Annotated in this window: 27 protein-coding genes; 4 read left to right on the top strand and 23 right to left on the bottom strand. The window is 64.2% G+C overall.

Features of this window, described 5'->3' with window-relative positions; all coding sequences use genetic code 11:
• Positions 1-149: 149 nt before the first annotated feature.
• Positions 150-1346, bottom strand: a complete 1197-nt coding sequence (locus LB523_RS07300; protein ID WP_224601898.1) for a sensor domain-containing diguanylate cyclase — start codon at positions 1344-1346, stop codon at positions 150-152.
• Between the two features lie 160 nt (positions 1347-1506).
• Here LB523_RS07300 and LB523_RS07295 point away from each other — a divergent pair, with 160 nt between their 5' ends.
• A complete protein-coding gene (locus tag LB523_RS07295) occupies positions 1507-1812 on the top strand; it encodes a hypothetical protein (protein ID WP_095769553.1) in 306 nt (101 codons plus the stop codon).
• A 63-nt stretch (positions 1813-1875) separates the two neighbouring features.
• On the opposite strand, the gene leuC is transcribed toward LB523_RS07295, so the two are convergent.
• The 6 genes from leuC to rplS form a co-directional block, all read right to left on the bottom strand.
• On the bottom strand, positions 1876-3285 hold the full coding sequence (leuC, locus tag LB523_RS07290; protein WP_224601896.1) for a 3-isopropylmalate dehydratase large subunit: 1410 nt from the start codon (positions 3283-3285) through the stop codon (positions 1876-1878).
• Between the two features lie 73 nt (positions 3286-3358).
• Complete coding sequence (locus tag LB523_RS07285) at positions 3359-3511, bottom strand: hypothetical protein (protein ID WP_176477160.1); 153 nt, start codon at positions 3509-3511, stop codon at positions 3359-3361.
• Between the two features lie 170 nt (positions 3512-3681).
• On the bottom strand, positions 3682-4332 hold the full coding sequence (locus LB523_RS07280) for a class I SAM-dependent DNA methyltransferase (protein ID WP_224601894.1): 651 nt from the start codon (positions 4330-4332) through the stop codon (positions 3682-3684).
• Positions 4333-4452: 120 nt separating this feature from the next.
• Positions 4453-5262 carry an amino acid ABC transporter permease gene (locus LB523_RS07275; RefSeq protein WP_224601893.1) on the bottom strand — a complete coding sequence of 270 codons (810 nt, stop codon included), beginning with the start codon at positions 5260-5262 and terminating at the stop codon, positions 4453-4455.
• A 261-nt stretch (positions 5263-5523) separates the two neighbouring features.
• Positions 5524-6321, bottom strand: coding sequence for a transporter substrate-binding domain-containing protein (locus LB523_RS07270; protein WP_224601890.1), 798 nt, complete (start codon positions 6319-6321; stop codon positions 5524-5526).
• Positions 6322-6572: 251 nt separating this feature from the next.
• Complete coding sequence (rplS, locus tag LB523_RS07265; RefSeq protein WP_095769549.1) at positions 6573-7094, bottom strand: 50S ribosomal protein L19; 522 nt, start codon at positions 7092-7094, stop codon at positions 6573-6575.
• A 341-nt stretch (positions 7095-7435) separates the two neighbouring features.
• On the opposite strand from rplS, the gene LB523_RS07260 reads away from it, so the two are divergent.
• Positions 7436-8188, top strand: a complete 753-nt coding sequence (locus tag LB523_RS07260; RefSeq protein ID WP_224601888.1) for a sulfite exporter TauE/SafE family protein — start codon at positions 7436-7438, stop codon at positions 8186-8188.
• Here the strand turns inward: LB523_RS07260 and trmD are convergent.
• Entirely contained in the window at positions 8170-8868 is a 699-nt protein-coding gene (gene trmD / locus LB523_RS07255) for a tRNA (guanosine(37)-N1)-methyltransferase TrmD (RefSeq protein ID WP_224601886.1), read from the bottom strand. The genes LB523_RS07260 and trmD overlap by 19 nt on opposite strands.
• Entirely contained in the window at positions 8865-9464 is a 600-nt protein-coding gene (gene rimM, locus LB523_RS07250; protein WP_224601884.1) for a ribosome maturation factor RimM, read from the bottom strand. Before rimM ends, trmD begins: the two co-directional genes overlap by 4 nt.
• A gap of 112 nt (positions 9465-9576) precedes the next feature.
• Here rimM and LB523_RS07245 point away from each other — a divergent pair, with 112 nt between their 5' ends.
• Both LB523_RS07245 and LB523_RS07240 read left to right on the top strand, forming a co-directional pair.
• The gene (locus LB523_RS07245) at positions 9577-10515 is read left to right on the top strand and encodes a tyrosine recombinase XerC (protein WP_224601882.1); all 939 of its coding nucleotides are present in this window, start codon (positions 9577-9579) and stop codon (positions 10513-10515) included.
• 369 nt (positions 10516-10884) lie between these two features.
• Entirely contained in the window at positions 10885-11949 is a 1065-nt protein-coding gene (locus tag LB523_RS07240) for a TraB/GumN family protein (protein WP_224601880.1), read from the top strand.
• A 634-nt stretch (positions 11950-12583) separates the two neighbouring features.
• Here LB523_RS07240 and lpdA read toward each other — a convergent pair.
• The 14 genes from lpdA to zapE form a co-directional block, all read right to left on the bottom strand.
• On the bottom strand, positions 12584-13990 hold the full coding sequence (lpdA, locus tag LB523_RS07235) for a dihydrolipoyl dehydrogenase (RefSeq protein ID WP_224601878.1): 1407 nt from the start codon (positions 13988-13990) through the stop codon (positions 12584-12586).
• A gap of 23 nt (positions 13991-14013) precedes the next feature.
• On the bottom strand, positions 14014-14769 hold the full coding sequence (locus LB523_RS07230; protein WP_224601876.1) for an SDR family oxidoreductase: 756 nt from the start codon (positions 14767-14769) through the stop codon (positions 14014-14016).
• A complete protein-coding gene (locus LB523_RS07225; RefSeq protein WP_411966441.1) occupies positions 14766-15242 on the bottom strand; it encodes a hypothetical protein in 477 nt (158 codons plus the stop codon). The genes LB523_RS07230 and LB523_RS07225 overlap by 4 nt, the downstream gene beginning before the upstream one ends.
• Positions 15243-15271: 29 nt before the next feature.
• Entirely contained in the window at positions 15272-15904 is a 633-nt protein-coding gene (locus tag LB523_RS07220; RefSeq protein ID WP_224601872.1) for a DUF4241 domain-containing protein, read from the bottom strand.
• A gap of 88 nt (positions 15905-15992) precedes the next feature.
• Entirely contained in the window at positions 15993-17273 is a 1281-nt protein-coding gene (gene odhB / locus LB523_RS07215) for a 2-oxoglutarate dehydrogenase complex dihydrolipoyllysine-residue succinyltransferase (RefSeq protein ID WP_224601870.1), read from the bottom strand.
• Between the two features lie 59 nt (positions 17274-17332).
• Entirely contained in the window at positions 17333-20320 is a 2988-nt protein-coding gene (locus LB523_RS07210) for a 2-oxoglutarate dehydrogenase E1 component (RefSeq protein WP_140846352.1), read from the bottom strand.
• A 136-nt stretch (positions 20321-20456) separates the two neighbouring features.
• On the bottom strand, positions 20457-21359 hold the full coding sequence (gene sucD / locus LB523_RS07205; RefSeq protein ID WP_042645467.1) for a succinate--CoA ligase subunit alpha: 903 nt from the start codon (positions 21357-21359) through the stop codon (positions 20457-20459).
• A gap of 27 nt (positions 21360-21386) precedes the next feature.
• Positions 21387-21803, bottom strand: a complete 417-nt coding sequence (locus tag LB523_RS07200; RefSeq protein ID WP_224601868.1) for a PIN domain-containing protein — start codon at positions 21801-21803, stop codon at positions 21387-21389.
• Positions 21730-22026, bottom strand: coding sequence for a hypothetical protein (locus LB523_RS07195; RefSeq protein WP_224601866.1), 297 nt, complete (start codon positions 22024-22026; stop codon positions 21730-21732). The genes LB523_RS07200 and LB523_RS07195 overlap by 74 nt, the downstream gene beginning before the upstream one ends.
• 77 nt (positions 22027-22103) lie before the next feature.
• The gene (locus LB523_RS07190; protein ID WP_224601864.1) at positions 22104-22601 is read right to left on the bottom strand and encodes a DUF1579 family protein; all 498 of its coding nucleotides are present in this window, start codon (positions 22599-22601) and stop codon (positions 22104-22106) included.
• Between the two features lie 3 nt (positions 22602-22604).
• A complete protein-coding gene (locus tag LB523_RS07185) occupies positions 22605-22976 on the bottom strand; it encodes a cupin domain-containing protein (protein WP_224532124.1) in 372 nt (123 codons plus the stop codon).
• A 4-nt stretch (positions 22977-22980) separates the two neighbouring features.
• Positions 22981-24174 carry an ADP-forming succinate--CoA ligase subunit beta gene (gene sucC / locus LB523_RS07180; RefSeq protein ID WP_224601863.1) on the bottom strand — a complete coding sequence of 398 codons (1194 nt, stop codon included), beginning with the start codon at positions 24172-24174 and terminating at the stop codon, positions 22981-22983.
• 36 nt (positions 24175-24210) lie between these two features.
• Positions 24211-25179 (bottom strand): malate dehydrogenase, encoded by a 969-nt coding sequence (mdh, locus tag LB523_RS07175; RefSeq protein WP_224518094.1) that lies wholly within the window; start codon positions 25177-25179, stop codon positions 24211-24213.
• Positions 25180-25466: 287 nt separating this feature from the next.
• A complete protein-coding gene (gene zapE / locus LB523_RS07170) occupies positions 25467-26669 on the bottom strand; it encodes a cell division protein ZapE (RefSeq protein WP_224601861.1) in 1203 nt (400 codons plus the stop codon).
• Positions 26670-26842: the final 173 nt, after the last annotated feature.

The following is a 26842-nucleotide window of genomic DNA, read 5'->3' as shown; positions in this document are numbered from 1 at the left end:
AATTTGCACCGCAGCATTCTACGACAGAGGTAACGGCATGGATTCTCGGATCAAGCCCGAGGATGACGAAGTTGCAGGAGCGTCGGGCAATCGCGAATGTTGCGATCGCCTTCTGGGCTAAGCAGGGGTTTGCGCCGGGCCTGTATGTATCAGCCGACGGCGAGCGGCTCGGCAGAGCAGGCGGTTTCAGGTCTCTCATAGGAAAGCCGCACGCCGTCGCGGCCATTCTTCTTGGCTTTGTAGAGCGCCTCGTCGGCGCGCCGCATTAACGGCATCAGCCCTTCCCTGCCGGAGCGGGCGGCGACGCCGAAGCTGGCGGTCACCCTGACGCCGGGCGGCAGGCCCTCGATCGCGCCGGCCGAATAGAAGGCGCGGATCGCTTCGGCAAAGAGCCTTGCCGCCCCCAGATCGCTCAGCGGCAGAAGCACGGCGAACTCTTCGCCGCCGATGCGGCCGGCGGCCCCGCGCGCGCCGGTGGCGGAGCGCAGCTTGGAAGCGAAGTCGGCGATCACCCGGTCGCCGGCCTCATGCCCATGCTGGTCGTTCAGCGCCTTGAAGTGATCGAGATCGGCAAGCACCAGCGCGACGGGAAAGCCGGCCTTGCCGCACTGGTCGAGCAAGAGGGTCGCCCTCTCCTCGAAGCCACGGCGGTTGAGGATGCCGGAGAGCGGGTCGGTATGGGTCTCGGCCTTCAGCGCCCTCATCACATCGAGCGCCGCCGCCGTGAACAGGCAAAGCGCGATCAGCAGCGACAACAGCGCGTGCGAAAGCAGCGCGGTCGTCCAGTAGGACGATCCGTAGAAGCCGTCATAGCTGGGGAACGGCCCGTGCGCGATGACGACGACCAGCGTGCGGGCGATGAAGTTCAGCCCCGAAAGCAGCGACAGCACGAGCAGGATCTTTTCGGTCGGACCGTTGTGGCGCACCGTTCTCAGCTCGGCGCCGACCAGCAGGCTGAGCGCGCCGAAACCGAAATTCATGACAAGCACGCGCCAGGTGAGGTCCGGCTGGACGAACATGAACCAGATGAAGGCGGCGAGCCCGCCTCCGGTCACGATGCCGATCCCGACATAGGGCACGCGCCGCCCGTAGCGCGCGATGATCGCGCTGGAGAGGCAGCAGGCCGCGATCGTGAAGCAGATGTTGGAAACGAGCTTGGTCAGCGCCACGCCGATCGGAAGCGTGAAATATTGCAGCAGGAAACCCGGCGCCGACAGGCAGTAGCTCGCGCCGAGCACAGCCAGATACGGTCGATGGCGCTGATAGGACCACAGCACGAGGAACGCAGCGCCGAGCGCCAGCGCTATCGTCGGATTGAGCAGCGCTATGAGCAGACCGGTGTCCAAAAGACTGCGACTTTTCCCAACTTACCCAACGGGAGATACTAGGACGCAAGCCCAAACAAGCGGTTAAGTCTCGATAGATACATCGCATGCCACGCGGAACCGGCCTGCCGGAGCGGCGTTGTCCGGCCAGACAGGAGACGCCAGACGGGAGACGATCGAGATGGCGGGCACGATCACTTTGACGAACCACGATGAAATCCGCTCCTGGGCGGCGGCGCGCGCCGGCTTCCCGGCCATCGTCGACGTCTCGCCCGAAGCCGGAACGCAGCCCATGCTGCGGCTGGTTTTTGGGCAGCAGGCCTATGAAGACACCGACCGCCCGGAGCGTCCGATCAACAGCGGCGGCTACGAACTCGTGGAGTGGGACGAGTGGTTCAGGATTTTCGACGAGCGGCAGCTGGCCTTGGTCGTCGCCGCCGACGAGCCCGGCCGGCGCGAGGAGTTTCACGAGATCATTCGCAGATAGATCGCTGAAAGCAAAAGGCCCGGACGTCCTGTCCGGGCCTTTGTTGAGAGACGCGGCCGGCTGTTACTTCCAGTCGCGGATGTCGACGAAGTGGCCGGCGATCGCCGCCGCCGCCGCCATTGCCGGCGATACCAGGTGGGTACGGCCCTTGAAGCCCTGCCGGCCCTCGAAATTGCGATTCGAGGTCGAGGCGCAGCGTTCATGTGGCTTCAGCCGGTCGTCGTTCATGGCCAGGCACATCGAGCAGCCCGGTTCGCGCCAGTCGAAGCCGGCGGCGACGAAGATCTTGTCGAGGCCCTCGGCCTCCGCCTGTTCCTTGACCAGGCCCGAACCCGGCACGATCATGGCATTGACGCGCGGGTTGACCTTCTTGCCCTCGACCACTTTGGCTGCGGCGCGCAAGTCCTCGATGCGGCCATTGGTGCAGGAGCCGATGAAGACGCGGTCGAGCTCGATGTCGGTGATCTTGGTTCCGGGCGTCAGCCCCATATAGTCGAGCGCGCGGATCTTCGACGTGCGCTTGTTCTCGTCCGCAATCTCTTGCGGATCGGGCACAGTGCCCTGCACCGAGACGACGTCCTCGGGCGAAGAACCCCAGGAGACGATCGGCGGCAGCTTCTGCGCGTCGAGCACCACGACCTTGTCGAAATGCGCGCCTTCGTCGGACTGCAGGGTCTTCCAATAGGCGAGCGCCGCATCCCAGGCGGCGCCCTTCGGGGCGCGCGGCTTGTCCTTGACATAGGCAAAGGTCGTCTCGTCCGGCGCGATCAGGCCGGCGCGGGCGCCGCCCTCGATCGACATGTTGCAGATCGTCATGCGGCCTTCCATCGACAGCGAGCGGATCGCTTCGCCGGCATATTCGATGACGTAGCCGGTGCCGCCGGCGGTGCCGATCTCGCCGATGATGGCGAGGATGATGTCCTTGGCGGTGACGCCTTCCGGCAGTTGGCCGTCGACGCGCACCAGCATGTTCTTGGCCTTGCGCTGGATCAGCGTTTGCGTCGCCAGCACATGCTCGACCTCGGACGTGCCGATGCCATGCGCAAGCGCGCCGAACGCCCCATGCGTGGAGGTATGGCTGTCGCCGCAGACGATGGTCATGCCGGGCAGCGTGAAGCCTTGCTCGGGCCCGATGATGTGGACGATGCCCTGGCGGATATCGTTCTCGGAATAATAATCGATGCCGAAATCCTTGGCATTCCTGGCGAGCGCCTCGACCTGGATGCGGCTTTCCTCGTTCTTGATGCCGAACTTGCGCTCGGGCGAGGTCGGCACGTTGTGGTCGACGACGGCCAGCGTCTTTTCCGGATGCCGGACTTTTCTGCCGCTCATGCGCAGGCCTTCGAAGGCCTGCGGGCTGGTGACCTCGTGCACGAGGTGGCGGTCGATATAGAGCAGGCAGGTGCCGTCGTCCTGGCGGTCGACCGTGTGGTCGTCGAAGATCTTGTCGTAGAGGGTGCGCGGTGCGCTCATGTGCGTAAATCCGTCGATATGAGAATGGGAAAAGGACGCCGGCAATCCGGCGCGACGACTGCGATCGGTCGGTTCAGCGAAGTCGGCTGGTGAGCGCGCCGCAGACGCGCGCGGAGAAACGCGACGGCAGGCGCTTTCTGTCCTGCAGCACGAAACCCTTATAAGCCGGATCGCTGAAAAGCTTTTCCATGGCGCGGTAGATAGCAATGTTTTGCCTTTTCGGCAATCAGCGCGACTTCCCCTTCTCCCCTTGTGGGAGAAGGTGGATCGGCGCGCAGCGCCGAGACGGATGAGGGGTGTTCCAGCGGAGTGAGACGCTGGTTTTCCCTGGAGCACCCCTCATCCGGCCGCTTCGCGGCCACCTTCTCCCACAAGGGGAGAAGGGGAAGGCTGCGCTCACACCACCTCGAACACAAACGTCTTCACCAGCGCCTCCGGGTCGCCGATGGCATAGCAGCGGAACCACGGACTTTCCTCGACCAGCCGCCATTTCCCCGCCTGCGCCAGCTGGTCGAACACTGCCTGAAAACCGCCGCTCTCGAAGACCTGGTCGCGCACGGTGAAGATGGCGTGGCCGCCGCTTTTGGTGATGCGCACCAGTTCATGCAATCCCGAAGCCGGCGCGTGGCCGATGGTGAAGACGCCGGTCGAGAAGAAGGCGCGGAAATGCCGGTCGGGCCAGGGCAGCGGGCCGCCGAGCATCGCCTTCTTCAGCTCGCTATAGGCCGGCCTGCCATTGGCCTGACGGCTGCCGGCGATCTTCAGCATGTCGTCGGAGAGGTCGAGCCCGGCGATGTCGCCATAGCCCAAAGCCTTCAGCGACGGCCCCGACAGGCCCGTGCCGCAGCCCGCGTCGAGCAGCGGACCTTCGCCCGCCGGCACGTGCCGCGCCACCCACGCGGCGATGAGGAAAGGCAGAAGGTAGCCCAGTGAGGCGGTCTCGCTGTCGTAGGTCGCCGCCCAGTCGGCATAGGCCTTTGCGAGCCCTTCCGGCGAATCGGCCGAATAGACGGAATCCAGCGCCGCATTGGCTTTGTCGAAATTCATGGGCGTCTCCTCCGCCGGATGCACATGACCCAAGCTAGAGCAATTCCAGGAAAAGTGGGAACCGGTTTTCCGTCCGGAATTGCGTCAAAAACAATGAGGGAGCGCGGACTTTGCTTCCGGCTATTCCTGATGCTGGCGGCGCAGCCGCTGTTCCAGCGCCCGCAGTGCCAGCGACAGGCCGACGGTGAGGATCAGGTAGATATAGGCGACGATCGAATAGGTCTCGAAGAAGCGGAAGGAGCCCGCGGCATAGACCTTGCCCATCTGGGTGATGTCGGCGACGCCGAGCACCGAGACCAGCGAGGAATCCTTGACCATGGCGACGAAGTCGTTGCCGAGCGGCGGCAGGATGGTGCGGATCGCCTGCGGGAAGACGATCAGCCGGAAGCGCTGGACTCGGCTGAGCCCGAGCGCCTTGGCCGCCTCGATCTGGCCCTTCTCGACCGACTGGATGCCGGCGCGGAACACTTCCGAGATGAAGGCCGAGTAGCCGATGGTCAAAGCCATGATGGCGCGCCAGAGCAGCGAGACGTCGCGCACCAGCAGCTCGCCGATCAGGCCGGCGCCCTGCAGCGGCGCGGTCAGCGCATTCCAGGCGGCGACGAAGGCCGGCGCGCCGGCAAAGGCGATCCAGAACAAAAGCACCAGGATCGGCACGCCGCGGATGATCTCGACATAGAAGCGCGCGGTCTGGCGCAGCCACTGCGATCCCGACAGCGCCATCAGCGCGATGCCGAGCCCGAAGGCGGAGGCTAAAGCGAAAGCGACCGCAGTGACGAAGATGGTGATGCCGATGCCCTTGGCGACGGTGGCGAAGACTTGCGCATAGAGGTCGCTGGAGGCGATGGCGACAGCGGCGGCCAGTGCCAGAACGAGGGCGGCCGCCAGCCACCAGGGGAATTCGGGTTTGGAGGTGGACGCGGGTGGCATCAGGCGATGCCATCGCAGCTATTTTTGCGATGGCAGCGCTCTACGAGACCCCTCTCTGTCCTGCCGGACATCTCCCCCTCAAGGGGGGAGATTGGCAGCTTCGGCCTCACCGCCCAGCCTACAGCGTTGGAGATTAGCGAAAGCCGGCGCGACATCCAATCTCCCCCCTTGAGGGGGAGATGCCCGGCAGGGCAGAGAGGGGGGCCTGGGCGCAAGGTCAGCGCAATTTCCTGCAAACTCACTGCGCGCAACAAGACGAGTTCACTGCCCCATCTTGTAATCGAGGAACCACTTCTTGTTGAGCTTGTCGAACGTGCCGTCGGCCTTGAGCGCGGCGATGGCGGCATTGACTGGCTTCACCAGGTCCGAGCCCTTCGGGAAGATGAACCCGAAATCCTCGGTGCCGAGCGGTCCGCCGATCAGCTTCAGCTTGCCTTCGGAGGCATCGACATAGCCCTTGCCGGCGGTGCCGTCGGTGAGCACCATGTCGACGTCGCCCGATTTCAGCGCCTGCACGGTTGCCCCAAAGGTCTCGAACAGCTTTATCCGCGGGTTCTGCTCATTGCCGTCGAGCACGCTGTAGACGGCGGTGTAGAAGGGCGTGGTGCCGGGCTGGGCGCCGATCAGCCCGTCCTTGAAGGCGGCGAAGCTCTTGGCGTCGGTGAAGCGGCTTTCGTCGCCGCGCACCAGCATGAACTGCTCCGAGCGCATGTAGGGATCGGAGAAATCGACCTTCTCCTTGCGGTCGTCCTTGATGGTGATGCCGGTCATGCCGATGTTGTACTGGTTGTCGGAAACCGCCTGGATCATCGCGTCCCAGGAGGTGTTCTGATACTCGACCTTGAAGTTCAGCCGCTTGGCGATCTCGTCCATGGCGTCATATTCCCAGCCGATCTGCTTGCCGGTCTTCTTGTCGATGAACTGCAGCGGCGGATAGGCGTTTTCCGTCACCACCACGACCTTTTTGCCAACGAGATCGGGCAGGTTGCCGGCGAGCGCCGCGACAGGCGCGAGAAGCCAGGCCACCATGGCGGCCAGCAGCAGTTTCGACTTGGTCATGACAAACTCCCCGAAGATGATTGGCCGCGCGATGTTCACGCGCCAAGAGAAAATCCGGCGCCGACTTTAGCTTGCCGCATGCGCCTTGCAAGCCGCTCCGCACTGCCGCGGCGCGTGAATGCGCAATCCAGTGCTCTTCAAGGATGGTTTCGAAACGCGAAGGCTTCGATCAAATTCCGCACGCTTGCGACAGCTGCACAACGAAAAAAGGCGGCCGAAGCCGCCTTTCCAGAACCTGTCTCGCAGAAACCTTATTCGGCCGAAGCGGCCTCGGCGGCAGCCTTTTTCTCGGCGGCTTCCTTGGCGGCCGTCTCGGCGGCCAGCGCCTGGGCGGCGGCGACCTTTTCGGCCTCGATGCGGGCGCGTTCGGCGTTCAGCGCATCGCGCTCCTCATCGTTCAGCTTGCGGGCGCGTACGCCGGTGTTTTCCGAAATGCGGGCCGACTTGCCGCGACGGTCGCGCAGGTAATAGAGCTTGGCGCGGCGAACCTTGCCGCGGCGCACGATCTCGACGCCCTCGACCATCGGCGAGTAGACCGGGAAAACGCGCTCCACGCCTTCGCCGTAGGAAATCTTGCGTACGGTGAAATTCTCCTGGAAGCCCGAGCCGGCGCGGGCGATGACGACGCCCTCATAGGCCTGGACGCGGGTGCGGGTGCCTTCGGTGACGCGCACCTGGACGCGCACGGTGTCGCCAGGCTGGAATTCGGGCAGCTTGCGCTTGGCTTCGATCTTGGCGGCCTGTTCGGCCTCGAGCTGACGAATGAGATCCATCTCAAATATCCACTTCTTGTTCTTCCGACAGTCAGAGCGTCCTCAGCTCGCCTTGCAGTTCCAATGACCGCTCGGCTATGCCCTTTGTCGAAACACCGGGCAGGGACGGCTACACCGCACTTGTTGACGGGTCCGAAAGATTGTTCTTCCGGTTCGGGCGGGCACATACAGCCATTTTGCCGCTTTGTCACGCCCTAATGCATGTCGCCCGGAAGTGCGCGCGGTTCGGGGACCCCGACATGCATCAAGACAAGGGCGTTGCGGCATATTTGCGCCCATGGCCCACACTTACTGCGGCCGTGCCGGGTTGCGCGCGGCTCGCAAGCTTCCTAAGCGGGGAAATGACTTTTTTCGATGCCGCCTTGCTCTTTCTCTCGGGTTTTGTCTCCGGCGCGGTCAATGCCGTCGCCGGCGGCGGCACCTTCGTCACCTTCGGCGCCATGAGCTTGGTCGGCCTGCCGCCGATTGTCGCCAATGCTACCTCCTCGGTGACGCAATTTCCCGGCTATATCACCTCGACGCTCGCCTATCTCGACGACATCAGGCATTTCTGGCGCCAGGCGCTGCTGCTCTGCGTCATCTCCGCCCTCGGCGCGCTGGCCGGCTCGCTGATCCTGCTTGCGCTCTCCAACCCGTCCTTCCGCGCGCTGGTGCCCTGGCTGCTGATCGCCGCCACCGCGCTGTTCGCCGCCGGGCCGTGGCTGAAACCGGCGCCCAAGCCTGGGGCCGAAGCCAAGGTCGGCTCATTCGCCGGATCGCTCGCCCAGTTCGCGACCTCCGTCTATGGCGGCTTTTTCGGCGCCGGCATGGGCGTGATGATGTTGGCGACGCTCGGCCTGACGCAGGCCGGCGACTACCACCGGCTCAACGCGCTGAAGAACATGCTGGCCGTGGTGATCGCAGCCATCGCCATCCTGGTCTTCGTTTCGGGCGGCGTTGTCGCCTGGCCGCAGGCGATCGTCATGATCCCGGGCGGCGCGCTCGGCGGCTATGCCGGCGTCTGGATGGCCAAGCGCGTGCCGCAAAATCTCGTGCGCGGCTTCGTCGTCGCCGTTGGCCTGTTTCTGGCCTTTTATTATTTCACCAAGGGCTGAGCGCGCAGCAGATCCGGCCGCCGCTCCCGCGTCAGCTTCTCGGCCTCGGCGCGACGCCATTCGGCAATCTTCTTGTGGTTGCCGGAAATCAGCACGTCGGGAATCGGCCTGCCTTCGAACTCCTGCGGACGCGTGTAGTGCGGATGCTCGAGCAGGCCGTTCTCGAAACTTTCTTCCTCGCCAGAGACCGCATTACCCATAACCCCGGGCAAGAGCCGCACCACGGCATCGAGCAGCACAAGTGCTGCCGGCTCGCCGCCCGACAGGATGAAATCGCCGATCGAGACCTCTTCCAGTTCTCGCGCCTCGATCAGCCGCTGGTCGACGCCTTCGAAGCGGCCGCACAGGATGATCGCACCCGGCCCGGCGGCGAGCGCGCGCACGCGGGCCTGCGTCAGCGGTTTGCCGCGCGGGCTCATCAGCAGCCTTGGACGCTTATCGCCGGGCGGCGAGGCGTGGTCTATGGCCTTGGCCAGCACGTCGGCGCGCATCACCATGCCGGCGCCGCCTCCGGCCGGCGTGTCGTCGACGGTGCGATGCCTGTCGGTGGCGAAATCACGGATCTGGATCGCTTCGAGCGACCAAGTTCCGGCCTCCAGCGCGCGGCCGGCCAGCGACAGGCCGAGCGCGCCCGGAAACATCTCCGGATAGAGCGTCAGCACCGAGGCGGCAAAGCTCACCGATTGCCCCCGGCATCCTTCGGTCCGCGCGGCCGACCCTTCGGGTCGAAGCCGGCATCCCTGGGCGCTTCGTCGCCTTCTTCGTCTTCGACCAGCCCCGCCGCCTGAGGGTTGACCTCAACGAATCCGTCGGCGATCGAGACATGCGGCACCGCGGCCTGCGTGAACGGGATCAGCACGCCCTTGCGACCGGCAAGCGTGACGTCGAGTATGTCGCCGCCACCAAAATTATGCACGGCGACGACCCTGCCGATGACGCCCGTATCGTCCCTGACCTCGAGGCCGATGAGATCGGCGTGATAGAACTCGTCCTCCTCGCCGTCGTCGGGCAACACCGAGCGGTCGACGAGAAGCTCGGTGCCGGCCAGCGCCTCGGCGGCGTTGCGGTCACCGACGCCTTTGAAGCGCACGACCACCACAGTCCCGGCAGGTCTGATATCGGTGATCTGGAAGGCGCGGCCGTCCCTGGCATAAAGTGGGCCGTAATCGGCCAGCGCCAGCGGGTCTCCGGTGAAGGTTTTCACCCGCAATTCGCCCTTGATGCCGTGCGCGGCACCGATGACGGCCATCTGTACGGGGTTTTCGAGCTTCGGCATCGGTGGCGCTTCCTTTGCCCTGCTCTAATCCCCTCAAGCCGTCATTTCAATGACGGCCTCTTCACCGCTTCCTAACCCGCACGTCCGAAACTGCCAAAAACGGAAAAAGCCCATGCAGGAATTCCTCATCCCGGCAAAACCCGACCTTCAGGCGGCCCGCGAGACCTGGCTGAAAACGCTGGCGCATGAGCGCCGCCTGTCGCCGGAGACGGTCGAGGCCTATGAGCGCGACACCCGCCAGTTCCTGCATTTCTTGACCGGCCATTGCGGCGGCGCGCCGGGCATCTCCGACATTGCCGAGCTGCGGCCGGCCGATCTGCGCGGCTTCCTCGCTGCGCGGCGCAATGAAGGCGCCGGCGCCCGCACGCTGGGGCGCGGCCTTGCCGGCATCCGCTCGCTGCTGCGCTTTCTCGAAAAACGCGGGATGGTCAACGCGGCAGGCGCCGCAGCCCTGCGCGCGCCGCGCCAGCCGAAATCGTTGCCCAAGCCGCTGACGGCAAGCGACGCGAAACAGGTCGTGGCGATGGAGGGCCAACTGGCGGAAGAGCCGTGGATCGCCGCACGCAACGCCGCTGTGCTGACGCTGCTCTACGGCTCCGGCCTGCGCATCTCCGAGGCGCTGGGCCTGACCGGCGCCGATCTCGCAGCGGAAGCCGACAGTGTGCTGCGCGTCACCGGCAAGGGCGGCAAGACGCGGCTGGTGCCGGTGCTGCCGGTGGCCCGCAAGGCGGTTGCCGAATACCGCCGGCTCTGCCCTTTCCATATTGGTCCCGACGGCCCGCTGTTCCGTGGCGCCCGTGGGGGCCCCCTCAACCCGGCCATCGTCCAGCGCGAGATGGCGAAACTGCGCTCGGCGCTCAACCTGCCCGACACCGCGACGCCGCATGCCTTGCGGCATTCCTTCGCCACCCACCTGCTCGGCCGCGGCGGCGACCTGCGCACCATCCAGGAACTGCTCGGCCACGCCAGCCTGTCGACCACCCAGATCTATACCGGCGTCGACACCGCGAGGCTGCTCGACATCTACGAGAAGGCGCACCCAAGGGCGTGATCGCTTCTGAGGCCATTCGGAGCCCTCCGAACTCGTCATTCTAGGGCGAAGCAAGGAGCGGAGCGACGCGCGCAGACCCTGGAATCCATGCCGTGCACTCGGCCGTGGGGTGCAACGGTGCAGAATTCTGGGTCGCAGCGGCGCTTTGAAGGCACGGCATGGATCCTCGGGTCTGCGCGCGTCGCTTCGCTCCTTGCTCCGCCCGTGGATGACGACGTGATGGGCGTTTCCGCTAACCACCAAGGCGCGCCATGTCCATACGCGTCGCCAACCCGCAGAACGTCTACGCCGCAAACCAGAACCGACCGAAGACAATTTCCCCGATCCGATTAACCGTTTTGCCGCTTTTCGGCGCTAAGATGCTTCTTCATGAAACGCGTCATCGCCATCGCCGACCGCGCGGCCCTGGTCTCGTTGAAGCTGCTTGCAGCGCTCAACCTGCTGTTCTTCCTGTCTTTCCTGGCCGTCCTGCTGCTTGCCGGCCGGGCGCTTGCCGCAGCGCCCAATTGCGCCGGCGCCGATCTGTTGACGGCGCTGGAGAAGAACGATCCCGCCGCCTTCAAGAAGGTCGAGACCGAGGCCGCGGCCGTACCCAACGGCAAGGGCCTGCTGTGGAAGCTGGAGAAGCCCGGCGAAAAACCGTCCTATCTGTTCGGCACCATGCACATGACCGATACGCGCGTCACGACGCTGCCGGCCGCCGCGCAGAAAGCCTATGACGGCGCCGGCACAATCGTCATTGAAACCACCGACGCAATGGACAAGGCGAAGATGATGGCCGCGATGGCCAGCGAACCCGGCCTGATGATGTTCACCGACAACACCACTCTGTCGTCGCTCTTGTCGCCGGACGATGCCGCGGCGCTGGACAAGGGGCTCGACGCGCGCGGCATCCCGCCGGCGACGGTCGCCAAGATGAAGCCGTGGATCCTGTCGGCGATGATGGCGTTGCCGGCCTGCGAGGTGGCGCGCCAGAGCGCCGGCGAACCCGTGCTGGACGTCAAGCTTGCCTCGGACGCCAAGGCCTCGGGAAAGGATGTCGAAGGGCTCGAAACCGCCGTCGATCAATTGCGCGCCATGGCTTCGCTGCCGCTCGAATTCCACATGAAGAGCCTGGTCGAGACGATGAAGCTCGGCGACAAGGTGAACGACGTCAACGAGACGATGATCGTGCTCTACCAGCGCGGCGAGGTCGGCATGTTCTGGCCGCTGTTCCGCGCCGTGCTGCCGGAGACGGCGGACGACGAGGCCGGCTATGCCGCCTTCGAGCAGACCATTATCACCAGCCGCAACAAGGTGATGGCGGCGCATGCCGGGCCGATTCTGGCCAAGGGCAACGTCTTCATGGCCGTCGGCGCCATGCATCTGCCCGGTCCGGAAGGACTGGTCGAGGATTTTCGCAAGGCAGGGTATAGTGTTACCGCCGTCAACTGAGTCGTCTGGCGGCTGGCGGACCTGAAAACGCCGGTTTTTCAGCGCTTTCCGTCCGTTCGCGTGAAACCCGATGCGGGCTCAGCGCGTTGATGGCTGTTATTTTGATGACTTTCATCCAAGGAGGACACGTTTCATGGCGAACCCTAACGATCCCTACACCCCTTCGAGCACGCCTCCCCCAACGCGTGGCGGTGGTGGCGGCAGCGGGTGGCTGATCGCCCTTGTTGTCATTATCCTGGCCATTGTTGCGTATTATGTCTTTGGCAGAAGCGGCGGCGAGCATGCCCCCGCCCCGTCTGAGCCGCCGGCGGCCAGCACGCCTGCCCCGGCGCCTGCAACGCCCGCTCCGGCGCCTGAGCCAACTCCAGCGCCCACCCCGGCTCCCACGCCAGCTCCGGCGCCTACGCCTACGCCTACGCCTACGCCTACGCCGACCCCGGCTCCGGCTCCGGCACCTGCGCCGGCCCAGTAATCCGGCTACAGCGTGACGACAAACGGCCCGCCAAAGGCGGGCCGTTTTGGTTAGGATAGGCGCGAGAAAGGCCCTTAAGAAACTCGCTCCGGTGAGTCAGCTGGCGCGGCTTTCGAGAACCGGAGCGCAGTGGACATTCAGGTCCGTGAGCACCGGAACCTTTCAGATATGAATCGGCTTGAAGAACGTCGCCAGCGCCGCTTCCTTGACCGCCTCCGACATAGTCGGATGCGCGTGGCAGGTCCGCGCCAGGTCTTCGGACGAACCGCCGAATTCCATCAGCACCGCCGCCTCGTGGATCATCTCGCCGGCGCCGAAGCCGACGATATGGACGCCGAGCACGCGGTCGCTCGCCTTGTCGGCCAGGATCTTCACGAAGCCGTCGGTGTGCAGCATGGCGCGCGCGCGGCCATTGGCGCTGAACGGGAATTTCCCGGCCTTGTAGTCGATGCCGGCCTTCTTCAACTCCTCCTCGGTCTTGCCGACCGAAGCGATCTCCGGGCTGGTGTAGACGACGCTCGGGATGACGTCGTAATTCACATGGCCCGCCTGGCCGGCGATCGTTTCCGCCACCGCGACGCCCTCATCCTCGGCCTTGTGCGCGAGCATCGGCCCGGCAATGACGTCGCCGATGGCATAAATGCCGGACACATTGGTCCTCAAATGCCCATCCGTCTTGACACGGCCGCGCTCGTCGACCTCGACGCCGGCTTCCTTCAGCCCCAGGCTGTCGGCATAGGGGCGCCGCCCGGTGGCGACCAGCACGACATCCGCCTCGATGGTTTCGGCCGCGCCGCCCTTGACCGGCTCGAAGGTGACGCTGGCGCCCTTCTTGACCTTGGCGACGCCGGTGACCTTGGCGCCGAGCTTGAACTCGAAACCCTGCTTGGAAAGCAGCCGCTGGAACTGCTTCGACACCTCGCCGTCCATGCCGCCCAGGATAGTGTCCAGGAACTCGACGACCGTGACCTTGGCGCCGAGCCTGGCCCACACCGAGCCGAGCTCCAGCCCGATGACGCCGCCGCCGACGACGACGAGGCTGGCGGGCACCTTGGCCAGCGACAACGCGCCGGTGGAGGAGACGATCACCTTCTCGTCGAAATCGACCTTGACGCCGGGAATGCCGGCGACATCGGAACCGGTGGCGATGACGATGTTCTTGGTCTCGATCTCCTCGACCTTGCCGTCCTCGCCGGTCACCGAAACCTTGCCTGCGGAAATCACCTTGCCGGTGCCGCGAAAGGAATCGATCTTGTTCTTCTTGAACAGGAAGGCAACGCCGTTGACGTTAGACGTCACCGTCGCGTCCTTATGCACCATCATCTTCTTCAGATTGAGCTTCGGCGCGGGTAGCTCGATGCCGAGCGTATCGAAGGCATGGCCGGCTTCCGCGAACATTTCGGAGGCGTAGAGCAGCGCCTTCGACGGGATGCAGCCGATGTTGAGGCAGGTGCCGCCGAAGGTGGCGTTCTTCTCGACCACCGCCGTCTTCAGCCCGAGCTGCGCCGCCTTGATGGCGCAGACATAGCCGCCCGGTCCCGATCCGATGATTACGACGTCATAAGCCATGATGGTTCCTTCTGGTCTGGCCCTTAACGGCCGCCGCTCACATTCAGGATCGCGCCCGTTATATAGGAGGCTGCGTCCGACATTAGATAGAGAACCGCGCTGGCGACTTCGTCAGCCGTTCCCGCGCGTTTCATCGGCAGCGCGTCCTGCATCCGCGCCACCCGGTCGGGCTGGCCGCCCGAGGCGTGGATTTCGGTTTCGGTGATGCCGGGGCTGACCGCGTTGACGCGGATGCCTTCGAGAACCACCTCACGCGCCAGCCCGATGGTCATGGTGTCGATCGCGCCCTTGGAGGCGGCGTAATCGACATATTCGCCCGGCGATCCCAGCCTGGCCGCCGCCGAGGATAGGTTGACGATGGCGCCGCCCCTGCCGCCATGCCGCGTCGACATGCGCTTCACCGCCTCGCGGGCGCAAAGAAAGGAGCCGACGACATTGATGCGCATCATGCGCTCCAGCCGCGCTACGCTCATCTCGTCAACGCGCGCTTTGACGTCGACGATGCCGGCATTGTTGACGAAGGCGTCGAGCCGGCCGAAGGCGCTGTCCACCGCCTCGAACATCGCAATTACATCGGCCTCGTTGCCGACATCGCCCTTAACCGCGAAAGCATCGCCGCCAACGGCTTTCAGCTCGGCGACCAGCTTGTCCGCCGCGTTCTGGTCGGAAACATAGTTGACCGCCACACGGTAGCCGGCCTGGTTCGCCTGCCGGCAGATGGCGGCGCCGATGCCGCGGCTGCCGCCGGTGACCAGCAGCGTCTTCGTGTCGGTGCTCATTCCTGGCAGCCTTTCAGGATAAAGACGTCCCACGGCACCTTGGAGAAGCCGGCGGGACCGTAAGCGGCCGACATCTCCAGCGACGCTCCGAGATCGGGAAAGATCAGGCTTTTCGGTGCGTCGGCGCCTTCGGCCGGCAGCAGGCCGATCGTGCCCTTGTCGTCGGCGCTGTAGACGACGCCTTCCCAGACCGTGCAGGCGGCAAGCTCCTCGCCGGTGACATCGCCCGTCGGGCATTTGTACATCAGCGAGCCGTGCGGCCGCGCGGCGCTGCCTTCGGTCCACATCGCGATGCCGTCGAGCACGACATTGTTGTCGAGGATCATGCGGAAGGCGTTGGTGATCGTCGCCGAGCTGCCGGCCGGCGTGAAGTCGATCTCGGCGCCGCTCTGCGCCTCGCCATAGACGGCAAGCTGGATCGGGCAGGCAGCCTGGGCGCTGGAAGCCGACAACAAAACCGCCGATCTAGCCATCCACCGGCTTATGGGTGAGGCAAGTATCCTCATCGATCGGCCTCGTCACGGCCATCGGCGTTTTCGAGCACTTCGAAGTCGGTCATCAGGAGCAGTGGTTCGCCGGATGCGTCCAACCCCCAGAAAGACCGATACGCGCCGTCGCCATAGCCAGTGTCGAACATGGCTACATTGATCGGGTTGCCTTCAATCGGACTGTCGATACAAAACCTGTCGATAGTGCACGCGACGTCGGCGAGATAGTCGTCAAGTTCCTCTTGGTCAGACATTATCGTCAGGAACGACTTGTCCATAAACGACGCAACCGCGTCATCAACGATAAATTCAAACTCATAGCCCGATGGGCGGTCTCGAGCAAAGGTGGCCAATTCCCAACGCACCGGCAAGCCAGAGCCGAAACGCAATGCCGCCACGGCAATCTTGGTCCGAACCTGAAGCAATATGACCGGGTAGCGCCCCGGCTTTACCTTGCGGCTAAATGGCGGCCGTCCCAGTCCGGTGATGAGCGGGTCGCAGGCAACGATTTCGCCGGTGGGCAATTCAAGCTCACCGATCGTGGTGACGGTGATCTTCCGTTCCGCCATCTCGGCAGAACTGAGAGCGAAGACGCCGAGGTTGCTGCTGATCTCGGAGGCCTCCCAATCGGCGGGCGAAGCGACCACGGGCAAGTCGGAGAAAAGCCAGACGCGTCCACGCCGAAGGAATCGGCGTAAGGCATCTGACCAACCACTCATTGCGGATCGGCTCCGATCACAGATCGAGCACCAGCCGCTCGGGATCCTCCAGGCTTTCCTTGACCCGCACCAGGAAGGTCACCGCTTCCTTGCCGTCGACAATGCGGTGATCGTAGCTGAGCGCCAGATACATCATCGGCCGGATGACGATCTGGCCGCCGACGACCATCGGCCGCTCCTGGATCTTGTGCATGCCGAGAATACCCGACTGCGGCGCGTTCAGGATCGGCGTCGACATCAGCGAGCCATAGACGCCGCCATTGGAGATTGTGAACGTGCCGCCCTGCATGTCCGCGACCGAAAGCTTGCCGTCGCGCGCGGCAAGGCCCAGGCGGCCGATCTCCTTCTCGATTTCGGCGATCGACATCTGGTCGGCGTCGCGCAGCACCGGCACCACAAGGCCCTTGTCGGTGCCGACGGCGACGCCGACATGGGCGAAGTTCTTGTAGATGATGTCGGTGCCGTCGATCTCGGCATTGACCGCCGGGATCTCCTTCAGCGCATGCGTCACAGCCTTGGTGAAGAAGCCCATGAAGCCTAGCTTCACGCCATGCTTCTTCTCGAACACGTCCTTGTATTTGGCCCTCAGCGCCATCACCGCGCTCATATCCACCTCGTTGAAGGTGGTGAGCATGGCGGCGGTCGACTGCGCCTCCTTCAGGCGGCGCGCGATGGTCTGGCGCAGCTTGGTCATGCGCACGCGCTCCTCGCGCGGCGCATCCTCGGCGGTGGACGGCGCGCGGGCCGCGACGGGCGCCGGAGCGGCCTTCGGCGTCTCGGCCGGCTGGGAAGGGGCGCCCTTGGCGACGGCGTCGAGCACATCGCCCTTCAACACCTGGCCGCGCTTGCCGGAACCGGACAGCTGGTCGACCGAGAGATTGTGTTCCGCGATCAGTTTGGCTGCGGCCGGCGCCGGCGGCATGGTGCGCGGCTCGACCGGACCGGCGTCGCCGGCCATCTTGGCGGTTTCGGCCGCCGCCTGCTTGGTGGTGGACGCGGCGTCCGGGCTGGACGCCTGCGCCACCGCCTGCGGCTTGGTGGCGGGCGCTGCAGCCGCGCCGCCGGCCGAAATCGAGCCGAGCAGCGCCCCGACATTGACCGTCTCGCCTTCCTTGACGGCGATCTCGGCCAGCGTTCCGGCGCCCGCGGCGGGCACTTCCACCGTCACCTTGTCGGTTTCGAGCTCGACCAGGGGCTCGTCGGCGGCGATCGCGTCGCCGACCTTCTTGAACCACTTGCCGACAGTCGCCTCGGTGACGGATTCGCCGAGAGTGGGGACGCGGATTTCGGTAGCCATTGTGCCTGTCCGTTGTCTTCTTGAGGTCTGTTTCGTCCGGCCTGTTTGCGCGCCCGGCCCTATTCGCCGAGAGCGTCGTCGAGCAGCGCGGCCAGCTGGCTGAGATGCTTCGACATCAACCCTGTCGCCGGCGAGGCCGAGGCCGGCCGGCCAGTGTAGCGCACCCGCTGATGCTTGGCGTCGATATGCGCCAGCACCCATTCGAGATAGGGATCGATGAACGACCAGGCGCCCATGTTCTTGGGCTCCTCCTGGCACCACACCATTTCGGCATTGCGGAAACGCGACAGCTCGGTGATCAGCGCCTTGGCCGGGAACGGATAGAGCTGTTCGACGCGCAGCAGGTAGATGTCGTTGATGCCGCGCTTCTCGCGCTCCTCATAGAGGTCGTAATAGACCTTGCCCGAGCACAGCACGACGCGGCGTATCTTGGAGTCCTTCACCAGCTTGATAGGCTGGTCGGCCAAGAGCTGCGCATCGTCCCAAAGCAGTCGGTGGAACGAGCTTTCGCCCGCCATCTCCGACAGCGTCGACACCGCGCGCTTGTGGCGCAGCAGCGATTTAGGCGTCATCAGGATCAGCGGCTTGCGGAAGTCGCGCTTCAGCTGTCGGCGCAAGATATGGAAATAGTTAGCCGGCGTGGTGACGTTGGCGACCTGCATATTGTCTTCCGCGCAGAGCTGCAGGAAGCGCTCCAGCCGCGCCGACGAGTGCTCCGGCCCCTGGCCCTCATAGCCATGCGGCAGCAGGCAGACGAGACCCGACATGCGGAGCCACTTACGCTCGCCCGACGAGATGAACTGGTCGAACACCACCTGGGCGCCATTGGCGAAGTCACCGAACTGCGCTTCCCAGAGCGTCAGCGCCTTGGGCTCGGCCAGGCTGTAGCCGTATTCGAAGCCGAGCACCGCCTCTTCCGACAGCATCGAGTTGATGACCTCGTAGCCGGCCTGTGCCGCCGAGAGATTGTTCAGCGGAATGTAGCGGGTCTCGTCGCGCTGGTCGTAAAGCACCGAATGGCGCTGCGAAAAGGTGCCGCGTTCCGAATCCTGGCCGGAAAGCCGGATCGGATTGCCGTCGAGCAGGATAGCGCCGAAAGCCAGCGCCTCGGCCGTCGACCAATCGATGCCTTCGCCCGACTCGATCGCCTGGCGGCGGTTTTCGAGGAAGCGCAGGATGGTCTTGTGCGCCTCAAAATCCTTCGGCACCTCGGTCAGCTTCTTGCCGATCTCCTTCAGCGTGCGCACCGGCACGGCGGTCTTGCCGCGCCGCTGTTCGTCCTGGTTGTCGGCGGTGCGCAGGCCCGACCACGCGCCGTCCAGCCAGTCGGCCTTGTTGGGCTTGTAGTGCTGGCCGACTTCCCATTCGGCTTCCAGATGCGCGCGCCAGTCGGCCCGCATCTTGTCGACTTCGGCCTGGGTGACGTGGCCTTCGGCGATCAGCCGGTCGGCATAGATCTGCACCACCGTCTTATGGCTGCGGATGTTGCGGTACATGATCGGCTGGGTGAAGGACGGCTCGTCGCCCTCATTGTGGCCGAAGCGGCGGTAGCAGAACATGTCCACCACCACCGGCTTGTGGAACTTCATGCGGAACTCGGTCGCGACCTTGGCGGCATGCACCACCGCTTCCGGATCGTCGCCATTGACGTGGAAGATCGGCGCCTCGATCATCTTGGCCACATCCGATGGATAGGGCGAAGAGCGCGAGAAGCGTGGATTGGTGGTGAAGCCGATCTGGTTGTTGATGATGAAATGCAGCGTGCCGGCGACGCGATGCCCGCGCAGGCCCGACAGGCCGAGGATCTCGGCGATCACGCCCTGGCCGGCGAAGGCTGCGTCGCCGTGCAGCAGCAGCGGCATGACCTTGGCGCGCTCAGACAGCGGCACGATCTCGCCGCGCTCACGGCCGGACAACTGATCCTGCTTGGCGCGCGCCTTGCCCATCACGACAGGGTCGACGATTTCCAGATGCGAGGGGTTGGCCGTCAGCGACAGGTGCACCTTGTTGCCGTCGAACTCGCGGTCCGACGAGGCGCCGAGATGATACTTGACGTCGCCCGAGCCTTCGACTTCGTCGGGAGCCGCCGAGCCGCCCTTGAATTCGTGGAAGATGGCGCGGTGCGGCTTGGCCATTACCTGGGAGAGCACGTTGAGGCGGCCGCGATGCGCCATGCCGAGCACGATTTCCTTCAGGCCGAGCTGGCCGCCGCGCTTGACGATCTGTTCCAGCGCCGGGATCAGCGACTCGCTGCCATCGAGGCCGAAACGCTTGGTGCCCTTGTACTTGACGTCGATATATTGCTCGAAGCCCTCGGCCTCGACCAGCTTCGACAGGATCGCCTTCTTGCCGGTGGCGGTGAAGGTGATCTCCTTGTCGGCGCCTTCGATGCGCGCCTGGATCCAGGCCTTCTCTTCCGGGTCGGAGATGTGCATGAACTCGACGCCGAGCGTCGAGCAATAGGTGCGGGTCAGGATATCCAGCATCTGCCGGATGGTGCCGAATTCGAGGCCCAGCACATTGTCGAGGAAGATCGGCCGATCGTAATCGGCTTCGGTGAAGCCATAATTCTCCGGCGACAGCTCGTTGTAATCCTCCAGCGGCTTGGCGATGCCGAGCGGGTCGAGATTGGCGTGCAGGTGGCCGCGCATGCGGTAGGCGCGGATCATCATGATGGCGCGCACGGAATCGCGCGTCGCCTGGTGCACATCGGCGTCGGAAAGCATCGCGCCGTTGATGACGGCCTTTTCCTTGACCTTCTTTTCGATCGCCTTTTCGACGAGACCCCAATTGCCGTCTAGCGCCGAGACCAGCTCGCCATTGGCCTGCAGCGGCCAGGAAGGCTTCGCCCAGGACGCACCCTTGGCGTTCTTGCGGACATCGCCCGCGTCGTCCTTCAGCGCCGCGAAGAAATCCTGCCACTCCGGATCGACGGAGGCGGGATTGTCCTCATAGGCCGCGTAGAGCGCGTCGATATAGTCGGCATTGCCGCCATAAAGAAATGAGGTGAGCGAGAATTGGTCGTTGGCCTGATCTTGTCTTGCCATTTTCGTCTGCGGAGCCTGGCTCCGTCTCCTTTTTGGAGCGAATAGTGAGTAGCGAATAGCGAGTAGGGACTGCCCGGATCGCGCTGCTACTCTGTTTTTCCTATTCGCTATTCGCTACTCACTATTCGCTACTCACTTAACCCTTGATCGCCTCGACCAGCGTCGTCCCGAGCCGCGCCGGCGAGGGCGAAACTTTTATTCCGGCCGATTCCATCGCCGCGATCTTGTCTTCCGCGCCGCCCTTGCCGCCCGAGATCACCGCGCCCGCGTGGCCCATGGTGCGGCCGGCCGGCGCGGTGCGCCCGGCGATGAAGCCCGCCATTGGTTTCTTGCGGCCGCGCTTGGCTTCGTCCTTGAGGAACTGCGCGGCGTCTTCCTCGGCCGAGCCGCCGATCTCGCCGATCATGATGATCGACTTGGTCTCGTCGTCGGCGAGGAACATCTCCAGCACGTCGATGAATTCGGTGCCCTTGACCGGGTCGCCGCCGATGCCCACCGCTGTGGTCTGGCCGAGGCCGACATTGGTGGTCTGGAAGACTGCCTCATAGGTAAGCGTTCCCGAGCGCGAAACAACGCCGACCGAGCCCTTGCGGAAGATGTTGCCGGGCATGATGCCGATCTTGCATTCGTCGGGCGTCAGCACGCCCGGGCAGTTCGGGCCGATCAGCCGCGAGGTGGAGCGGTCGAGCCGCGCCTTGACCTTGACCATGTCCATCACAGGAATGCCTTCGGTGATGCAGACGATGAGCGGGATCTCGGCCTCGATCGCCTCGATGATGGCTTCGCCGGCTCCCGCAGGCGGCACGTAGATGACGGAAGCGTTGGCGCCGGTCCTTGCCTTGCCTTCGGCGACGGTGGCGAAGATCGGCAGGGTCTCGCCCTTGGAACCGGTCCAGGTCTCGCCGCCCTTCTTCGGATGGATGCCGCCCACCATCTTGGTGCCGTGATAGGCCAGCGCCTGCTCGGTGTGGAACGTGCCGGTCTTGCCGGTCAGGCCTTGGACCAGCACCTTGGTGTTCTTGTCGACGAGAATGGACATGGGTGGGAACGCCTCTGAATTCAGCGATTACAAGAAAGGATTGACGGCCCGGACCGAGCCATAGACCTGGTTGTGGTTGAGATCCTCGGTGTAGAAAATCGGCGCGCCGAGCCGTTCCGCGGCTGCAAGCAACGCCGCGTCGTAATATTTGAGTTGATAGCGACGCGCGAGATGAAGCCCCGCGATGACATAGGCCTGATCGACCGGGACAAAAGGAAGCGTGCCGAGAAAGACCAGCCATTGGTCGACCACAGCATCGGCCGAGACCGACTTCCGCCTTGCCACGTTGGCGAACTCTGCCAAGGTCTGGCCAGAGACGCCGAACACGGTCCCGAGGACAAGGCCTTGCGCGATATCGTGGCGGCGAGGATCACTCGTCCTCTCCGAAGCCGCGTACAGGAGGACGTTCGAGTCGAGAAAGCATTCTATCCTCTCGTTCGGCATAGATCTCGTCCCGGTTCCATTTGTATGCAGGGCCTAGATCGAGCGGCGATTCTTTTATCAACCTGCGCATGCCTTCCCGCGCCCAGGCGATCCGGTCTTCCTGCTCGACCTCATGCGCGAGCAGCGTGCGAATAAGGGCATTGAGCGTCGTCTGGCGACGCCCAGCGAGGCCGCGCGCCTTTTCAAGGAGGGCCTCGTCAATGGCCAAGGTGACGTTCTTCATTGTCCGTCTCCACAAAAATACACAGGTACAATATGTGTGATTATGTGTGGCCCTTCAACCGTCCTGATCTCCATCGCTCAGCCTTCCTTCATCTCGGAAGGCGGAACGCGCCGGTAGAGGCCGCTCACCATGTCTTGCCATGCATCGCTGCCGGCGGGCTTGAACTGAAGTTTCATGCGGTAGGCGTCAGCGCCGTCAAAGCTGTACGCCATGCGCGCGGCGCCGCGCGGCGACGACCGTTCCAGCATCAGCTCGTTGCCGTTCCACCTGCCGGTAGCCGGCGACATCGGCACGAACCCCATCGAGTCGAACTGATGCATGGTGACGAGGCCGCTCTGCTGGTCGAAGCCGAACACATTATGCGCGCCGAACGAGACGGTGCCGTCGCGGCGCTGGCGATAGCGCTGCACCACGAACAAGCCGCCGAACTCAGCCTCGGCCTGCAGTTCTGACGTTGCCGTGCCGGCATCGGTCCATTGCGTGGCCGCGACCTCTTCCTCGCCGCGCCACGCGCCGACCAACGCCTGCAGGCGTTGGTGACCGTCAGAGAGGGAAGAGAAGGGTGACGCGTTCATGGCTCAGAGCCGCTTCAGGTCGGTGACGGTGAGGTCACTCCGGGCGTTGCCGGTGTTCAAGGTCGTCGCCGGCTCGAACATCAACACCACCGGCTCCTTCGTCAGCGAACGCGGCCGGTGCTCGACGCCGCGCGGCACGACGATGAAATCGCCCTCGCCAAGCTCGACCGGCCCGTCGCGGAAATCGATGGCGATCCTGCCGCGCAGCACCAGGAAGGCCTCGTCCTCATTGTCATGCGCGTGCCAGTCGAAAACCTCGCCGAACTTGGCGACCTTGGCCTGGGCATCGTTGACGTCGCCGGCGATATGCGGATCGAAGACCTTGGCGATCTTCGCGTCCGCCGCCTCGACCAGGTTTATCTTGCGCGGAGGCATCCGCTTAGCCCTTCACCGCCGCCACGATCTTCTTGGCTGCGTCGTCGAGATCGTCGGCCGACACGACGTTGAGGCCGCTGTCGTTGATGATCTTCTTGCCGAGCTCGGCATTGGTGCCTTCCAGCCGCACGACCAGCGGCACCTTGAGGCCCACCTCCTTGACCGCGGCGATCACGCCCTCGGCGATGACGTCGCACTTCATGATGCCGCCGAAGATGTTGATCAGGATACCCTCGACGGCCGGATCCTTGGTGATGATCTTGAACGCCGCCGTGACCTTTTCCTTGGAAGCGCCGCCGCCGACGTCGAGGAAGTTAGCCGGCTCAGCACCATACAGCTTGATGATGTCCATCGTCGCCATGGCAAGGCCGGCGCCGTTGACCATGCAGCCGATATTGCCGTCGAGCGCGACATAGGCGAGGTCGTATTTCGACGCCTCGATCTCCTTCTCGTCCTCCTCGGAGGTGTCGCGCAATTCCATCACGTCCGGGTGGCGGAACAGCGCATTGTTGTCGAACGACACTTTGGCGTCCAGGACGCGCAGATGGCCGTCCTTCATGACGATCAGCGGGTTGACCTCGAGCAGGCTCATGTCCTTCTCGACGAAGGCCTTGTAGAGGATCGGGAACAGCGTGCCGCCGTCCTTCGCCGCATCACCGTCGAGCTTCAGCGCGGCATTGAGCTTCTTCACGTCGTCGGCGCTCACGCCCTTTTCCGGATCGATGGCAACGGTGACGATCTTTTCCGGCGTGTCGTGCGCGACCGTCTCGATGTCCATGCCGCCCTCGGTCGAGACGACGAAGGCGATGCGGCCGACGGAGCGGTCGACCAGGATCGACAGATAGAGCTCGCGCTCGATGTCGGCGCCGTCCTCGATATAGAGGCGGTTGACCTGCTTGCCGGCAGGTCCCGTCTGCTTGGTGACCAGCGTGTGGCCGAGCATCTCGTTGGCATTGGCGACGACTTCGGCCGCCGACTTCGCCAGCCGAACGCCGCCCTTGGCGTCGGGGCCGAGCTCCTTGAACTTGCCCTTGCCGCGGCCGCCGGCATGGATCTGGCTCTTCACGACATAGAGTGGACCGGGCAGCGCTTCTGCCGCGGCTTTCGCCTCGCCGGCCTTGAACACCGGAACGCCGCTTGCGACTGGCGCGCCGAAGGTCTTCAGCAGCGCCTTGGCCTGATACTCATGGATGTTCATGGGCTTGGTCTCCGGGGAGGGTTGCTTGCCGCGAGATTACTTGCCGGCGAGGTGCGGGGCGATCTTGGTGCAGGCCTCGGTCAGGCCCTGCACGGCCGCGACCGAATTGTCGAACATCTTCTGCTCGGCCTTGGACAGATCGATCTCGATGACGCGCTCGACGCCGCCGGCGCCGATCACCACCGGAACGCCGACATAGGTGTTCTTCACGCCATACTGGCCCGAGAGATGCGCAGCGCAGGGCAGCACGCGTTTCTTGTCCTTGAGATAGGACTCGGCCATCGCGATCGCGGAAGCCGCCGGCGCGTAATAGGCCGAGCCGGTCTTCAACAGGCCGACGATCTCGGCGCCGCCATCGCGGGTGCGCTGCACGATCTGGTCGAGCTTCTCCTTCGAGGTCCAGCCCATCTTGACGAGGTCGGGCAGCGGGATGCCGGCCACAGTCGAATAGCGGATCATCGGCACCATGGAATCGCCGTGACCGCCGAGCACAAAGGCGGTGACGTCCTCGACCGAGACCTTGAACTCTTCGGCCAGGAAATAGCGGAAACGGGCGCTGTCGAGCACGCCGGCCATGCCGACGACATGGCTGGTCGGCAGGCCGGAGAACTTCTGCAGTGCCCAGACCATGGCGTCGAGCGGGTTGGTGATGCAGATGACGAAGGCCTTCGGCGCATATTTCTTAAGGCCGGCGCCAACCTGTTCCATCACCTTCAGGTTGATGCCAAGAAGGTCGTCGCGGCTCATGCCGGGCTTGCGCGGCACGCCGGCGGTGACGATGCACACATCCGCGCCCTCGATGCCGGCATAGTCGTTGACGCCGGTCAGCCGGGAATCGAAGCCGTCGACCGGCGAAGACTGCGCGATGTCGAGACCCTTGCCCTGCGGAATGCCCTCGGCAATATCGAACAGCACCACGTCGCCGAGATCCTTGAGGCCGATCATATGGGCGAGCGTGCCGCCGATCATGCCCGAGCCGATGAGCGCTATCTTGTTGCGTGCCATGTGAGGATGTTTTCCTTTGTCTGTGACGAAGTCGTGACGGGCCGGAGGGGCCGAAAGGATGCGGGAAACCGCGAGATTTGGCCGCACCGAATAACTCCGGCGCGGAAGAAATTCAAACGATTATTTTGAACCTAACGTTTTCAATCGGTTAGATGTATCGGGAATTACGTAAACGTCAAAGTTTGTGAGCCGAATGAGGAGAATTTACACAATGAACGTCGAAATCAGAAGGCTTCATCCGGGCGATGTCGTGGTTGTGACTTAAGCAGGGCACCGCTGAACGAAATTCAGGCTTGCGCCTGTCTCACCTCTGCAGCCGCCACCTGCTCTTTTCGCCGTTCCGCCCAGCCGTCCAGCCAGTCGCGGCTCTGCATCTCGACCAGGCGCGAGGCTGTACGCTCGAATTCGAACACTTCCGTGCCGCGCTTGGCCGTATAAAGCCGTTCGGGCGGCGCCGCCGCGCTCATCACCAGCCGCATGCGGTGGTCGTAGAGCGTGTCGATCAAAAGGATGAAGCGCTTGGCCTCGTTGCGCTTGCCTTCGCCCAGCACCGGCACATGGTCGATGAAAACGGTCGAGAAGCGGCCGGCGATCGCCAGATAGTCGCGCGCGCCGAGCGGCTTTTCGCAGAGGTCGGCAAAGGAAAAGCGCGCCGCGTCGCCGGCGGCGCGCGGCACGACGAGCTGGCGGCCTTTCAGCGTCAGCGTCACCTCGCCGGTTGGTTGGCCATGCGTCATCGCCTTCCAGGCCTTGTCGAGCGCGCGCTCGGCCGCAGCGTCGTCCGGCGTGACATAAACCGGCTGGCGGTTGAGCTTTTCCTGCCGGTAGTCCTTCTCGGCATCCAGCGTCATCACATGTGCATTGCGCTCGAGCAGCGAGATGAACGGCAGGAAGAGCTGGCGGTTCAACCCGTCGCGATAAAGGTTCTCCGGCGCCACATTGGAGGTGGCGACCAGCACCACGCCGTTGGCGAACAGCGCCGAGAACAGGCGCGACAAGATCATCGCGTCGGCGATGTCGGTGACCGAGAATTCGTCGAAGCACAGCACCCAGGCTTCATCGGCGAGCGCCCGCGCCACCGGCGGGATCGGGTCGTCTTCTTTGACGTCGCCATTCTTGCGCGCCTGCCGGTGTTTCTGGATACGGTCCTGCACATCGGCCATGAAGTCGTTGAAATGCACGCGGCGCTTGCGCCGGACCGGCAACAGCTCGAAGAACATGTCCATCAGCATGGTCTTGCCGCGACCGACGCCGCCATGGATGTAGAGGCCTTTGACCGGCTCGCGCGGCTGACGCTTGGCCGCGAACAGCCAGCCCAGCGCGCTCGATTTATGCGCCAGCCTTTTGGCCGAGATCTCGTCTATCAACCGATCGAGCGCAGCGACGATCCGCTCCTGTGCCGGGTCGCGCTCGGCCGCCCCGCTTTGGACGAGATGCTCGTAGCGCTGCCTGACGGTCGCGTGGGTCTGGATACCGTCGCGCAGGTGCATGGGTCCGATCTTTTGCATTCTTTTGCGCGGAACGCCTGAGGAAAGGCCAGGGTGTGTTGAGCTTCAGGTCAGGCCGAGTCGAAAATGGCGGGTTCCGAGAACCGGAGCGGAGCGTACTTGAAGTACGTGAGCACCGGTCTACGCCGGCCATAGCCTTAATTCAACTACCACGC

The organism is Mesorhizobium sp. ESP-6-4, assembly GCF_020164735.1.
Lineage (GTDB): Bacteria > Pseudomonadota > Alphaproteobacteria > Rhizobiales > Rhizobiaceae > Mesorhizobium.
Note: the sequence above shows the minus strand (reverse complement) of the source record. Positions and strands in the feature narration are given on the sequence as shown.

Excerpts from the sequence above, each read along its gene's own strand:
- LB523_RS07260 (WP_224601888.1), top strand. The coding sequence starts at position 7,436 with ATGACTTTTTTCGATGCCGCCTTGCTCTTTCTCTCGGGTTTTGTCTCC.
- zapE (WP_224601861.1), bottom strand. The coding sequence starts at position 26,669 with ATGCACCTGCGCGACGGTATCCAGACCCACGCGACCGTCAGGCAGCGC.
- rimM (WP_224601884.1), bottom strand. The coding sequence starts at position 9,464 with ATGCCGAAGCTCGAAAACCCCGTACAGATGGCCGTCATCGGTGCCGCG.
- LB523_RS07225 (WP_411966441.1), bottom strand. The coding sequence starts at position 15,242 with ATGGCTAGATCGGCGGTTTTGTTGTCGGCTTCCAGCGCCCAGGCTGCC.
- leuC (WP_224601896.1), bottom strand. The coding sequence starts at position 3,285 with ATGAGCGCACCGCGCACCCTCTACGACAAGATCTTCGACGACCACACG.
- LB523_RS07280 (WP_224601894.1), bottom strand. The coding sequence starts at position 4,332 with ATGAATTTCGACAAAGCCAATGCGGCGCTGGATTCCGTCTATTCGGCC.
- mdh (WP_224518094.1), bottom strand. The coding sequence starts at position 25,179 with ATGGCACGCAACAAGATAGCGCTCATCGGCTCGGGCATGATCGGCGGC.
- odhB (WP_224601870.1), bottom strand. The coding sequence starts at position 17,273 with ATGGCTACCGAAATCCGCGTCCCCACTCTCGGCGAATCCGTCACCGAG.
- lpdA (WP_224601878.1), bottom strand. The coding sequence starts at position 13,990 with ATGGCTTATGACGTCGTAATCATCGGATCGGGACCGGGCGGCTATGTC.
- LB523_RS07270 (WP_224601890.1), bottom strand. The coding sequence starts at position 6,321 with ATGACCAAGTCGAAACTGCTGCTGGCCGCCATGGTGGCCTGGCTTCTC.
- LB523_RS07230 (WP_224601876.1), bottom strand. The coding sequence starts at position 14,769 with ATGAGCACCGACACGAAGACGCTGCTGGTCACCGGCGGCAGCCGCGGC.
- LB523_RS07240 (WP_224601880.1), top strand. The coding sequence starts at position 10,885 with ATGAAACGCGTCATCGCCATCGCCGACCGCGCGGCCCTGGTCTCGTTG.
- sucC (WP_224601863.1), bottom strand. The coding sequence starts at position 24,174 with ATGAACATCCATGAGTATCAGGCCAAGGCGCTGCTGAAGACCTTCGGC.
- LB523_RS07190 (WP_224601864.1), bottom strand. The coding sequence starts at position 22,601 with ATGAACGCGTCACCCTTCTCTTCCCTCTCTGACGGTCACCAACGCCTG.
- LB523_RS07275 (WP_224601893.1), bottom strand. The coding sequence starts at position 5,262 with ATGCCACCCGCGTCCACCTCCAAACCCGAATTCCCCTGGTGGCTGGCG.
- LB523_RS07210 (WP_140846352.1), bottom strand. The coding sequence starts at position 20,320 with ATGGCAAGACAAGATCAGGCCAACGACCAATTCTCGCTCACCTCATTT.
- LB523_RS07245 (WP_224601882.1), top strand. The coding sequence starts at position 9,577 with ATGCAGGAATTCCTCATCCCGGCAAAACCCGACCTTCAGGCGGCCCGC.
- rplS (WP_095769549.1), bottom strand. The coding sequence starts at position 7,094 with ATGGATCTCATTCGTCAGCTCGAGGCCGAACAGGCCGCCAAGATCGAA.
- LB523_RS07195 (WP_224601866.1), bottom strand. The coding sequence starts at position 22,026 with ATGAAGAACGTCACCTTGGCCATTGACGAGGCCCTCCTTGAAAAGGCG.
- sucD (WP_042645467.1), bottom strand. The coding sequence starts at position 21,359 with ATGTCCATTCTCGTCGACAAGAACACCAAGGTGCTGGTCCAAGGCCTG.
- LB523_RS07185 (WP_224532124.1), bottom strand. The coding sequence starts at position 22,976 with ATGCCTCCGCGCAAGATAAACCTGGTCGAGGCGGCGGACGCGAAGATC.
- LB523_RS07200 (WP_224601868.1), bottom strand. The coding sequence starts at position 21,803 with ATGCCGAACGAGAGGATAGAATGCTTTCTCGACTCGAACGTCCTCCTG.
- LB523_RS07295 (WP_095769553.1), top strand. The coding sequence starts at position 1,507 with ATGGCGGGCACGATCACTTTGACGAACCACGATGAAATCCGCTCCTGG.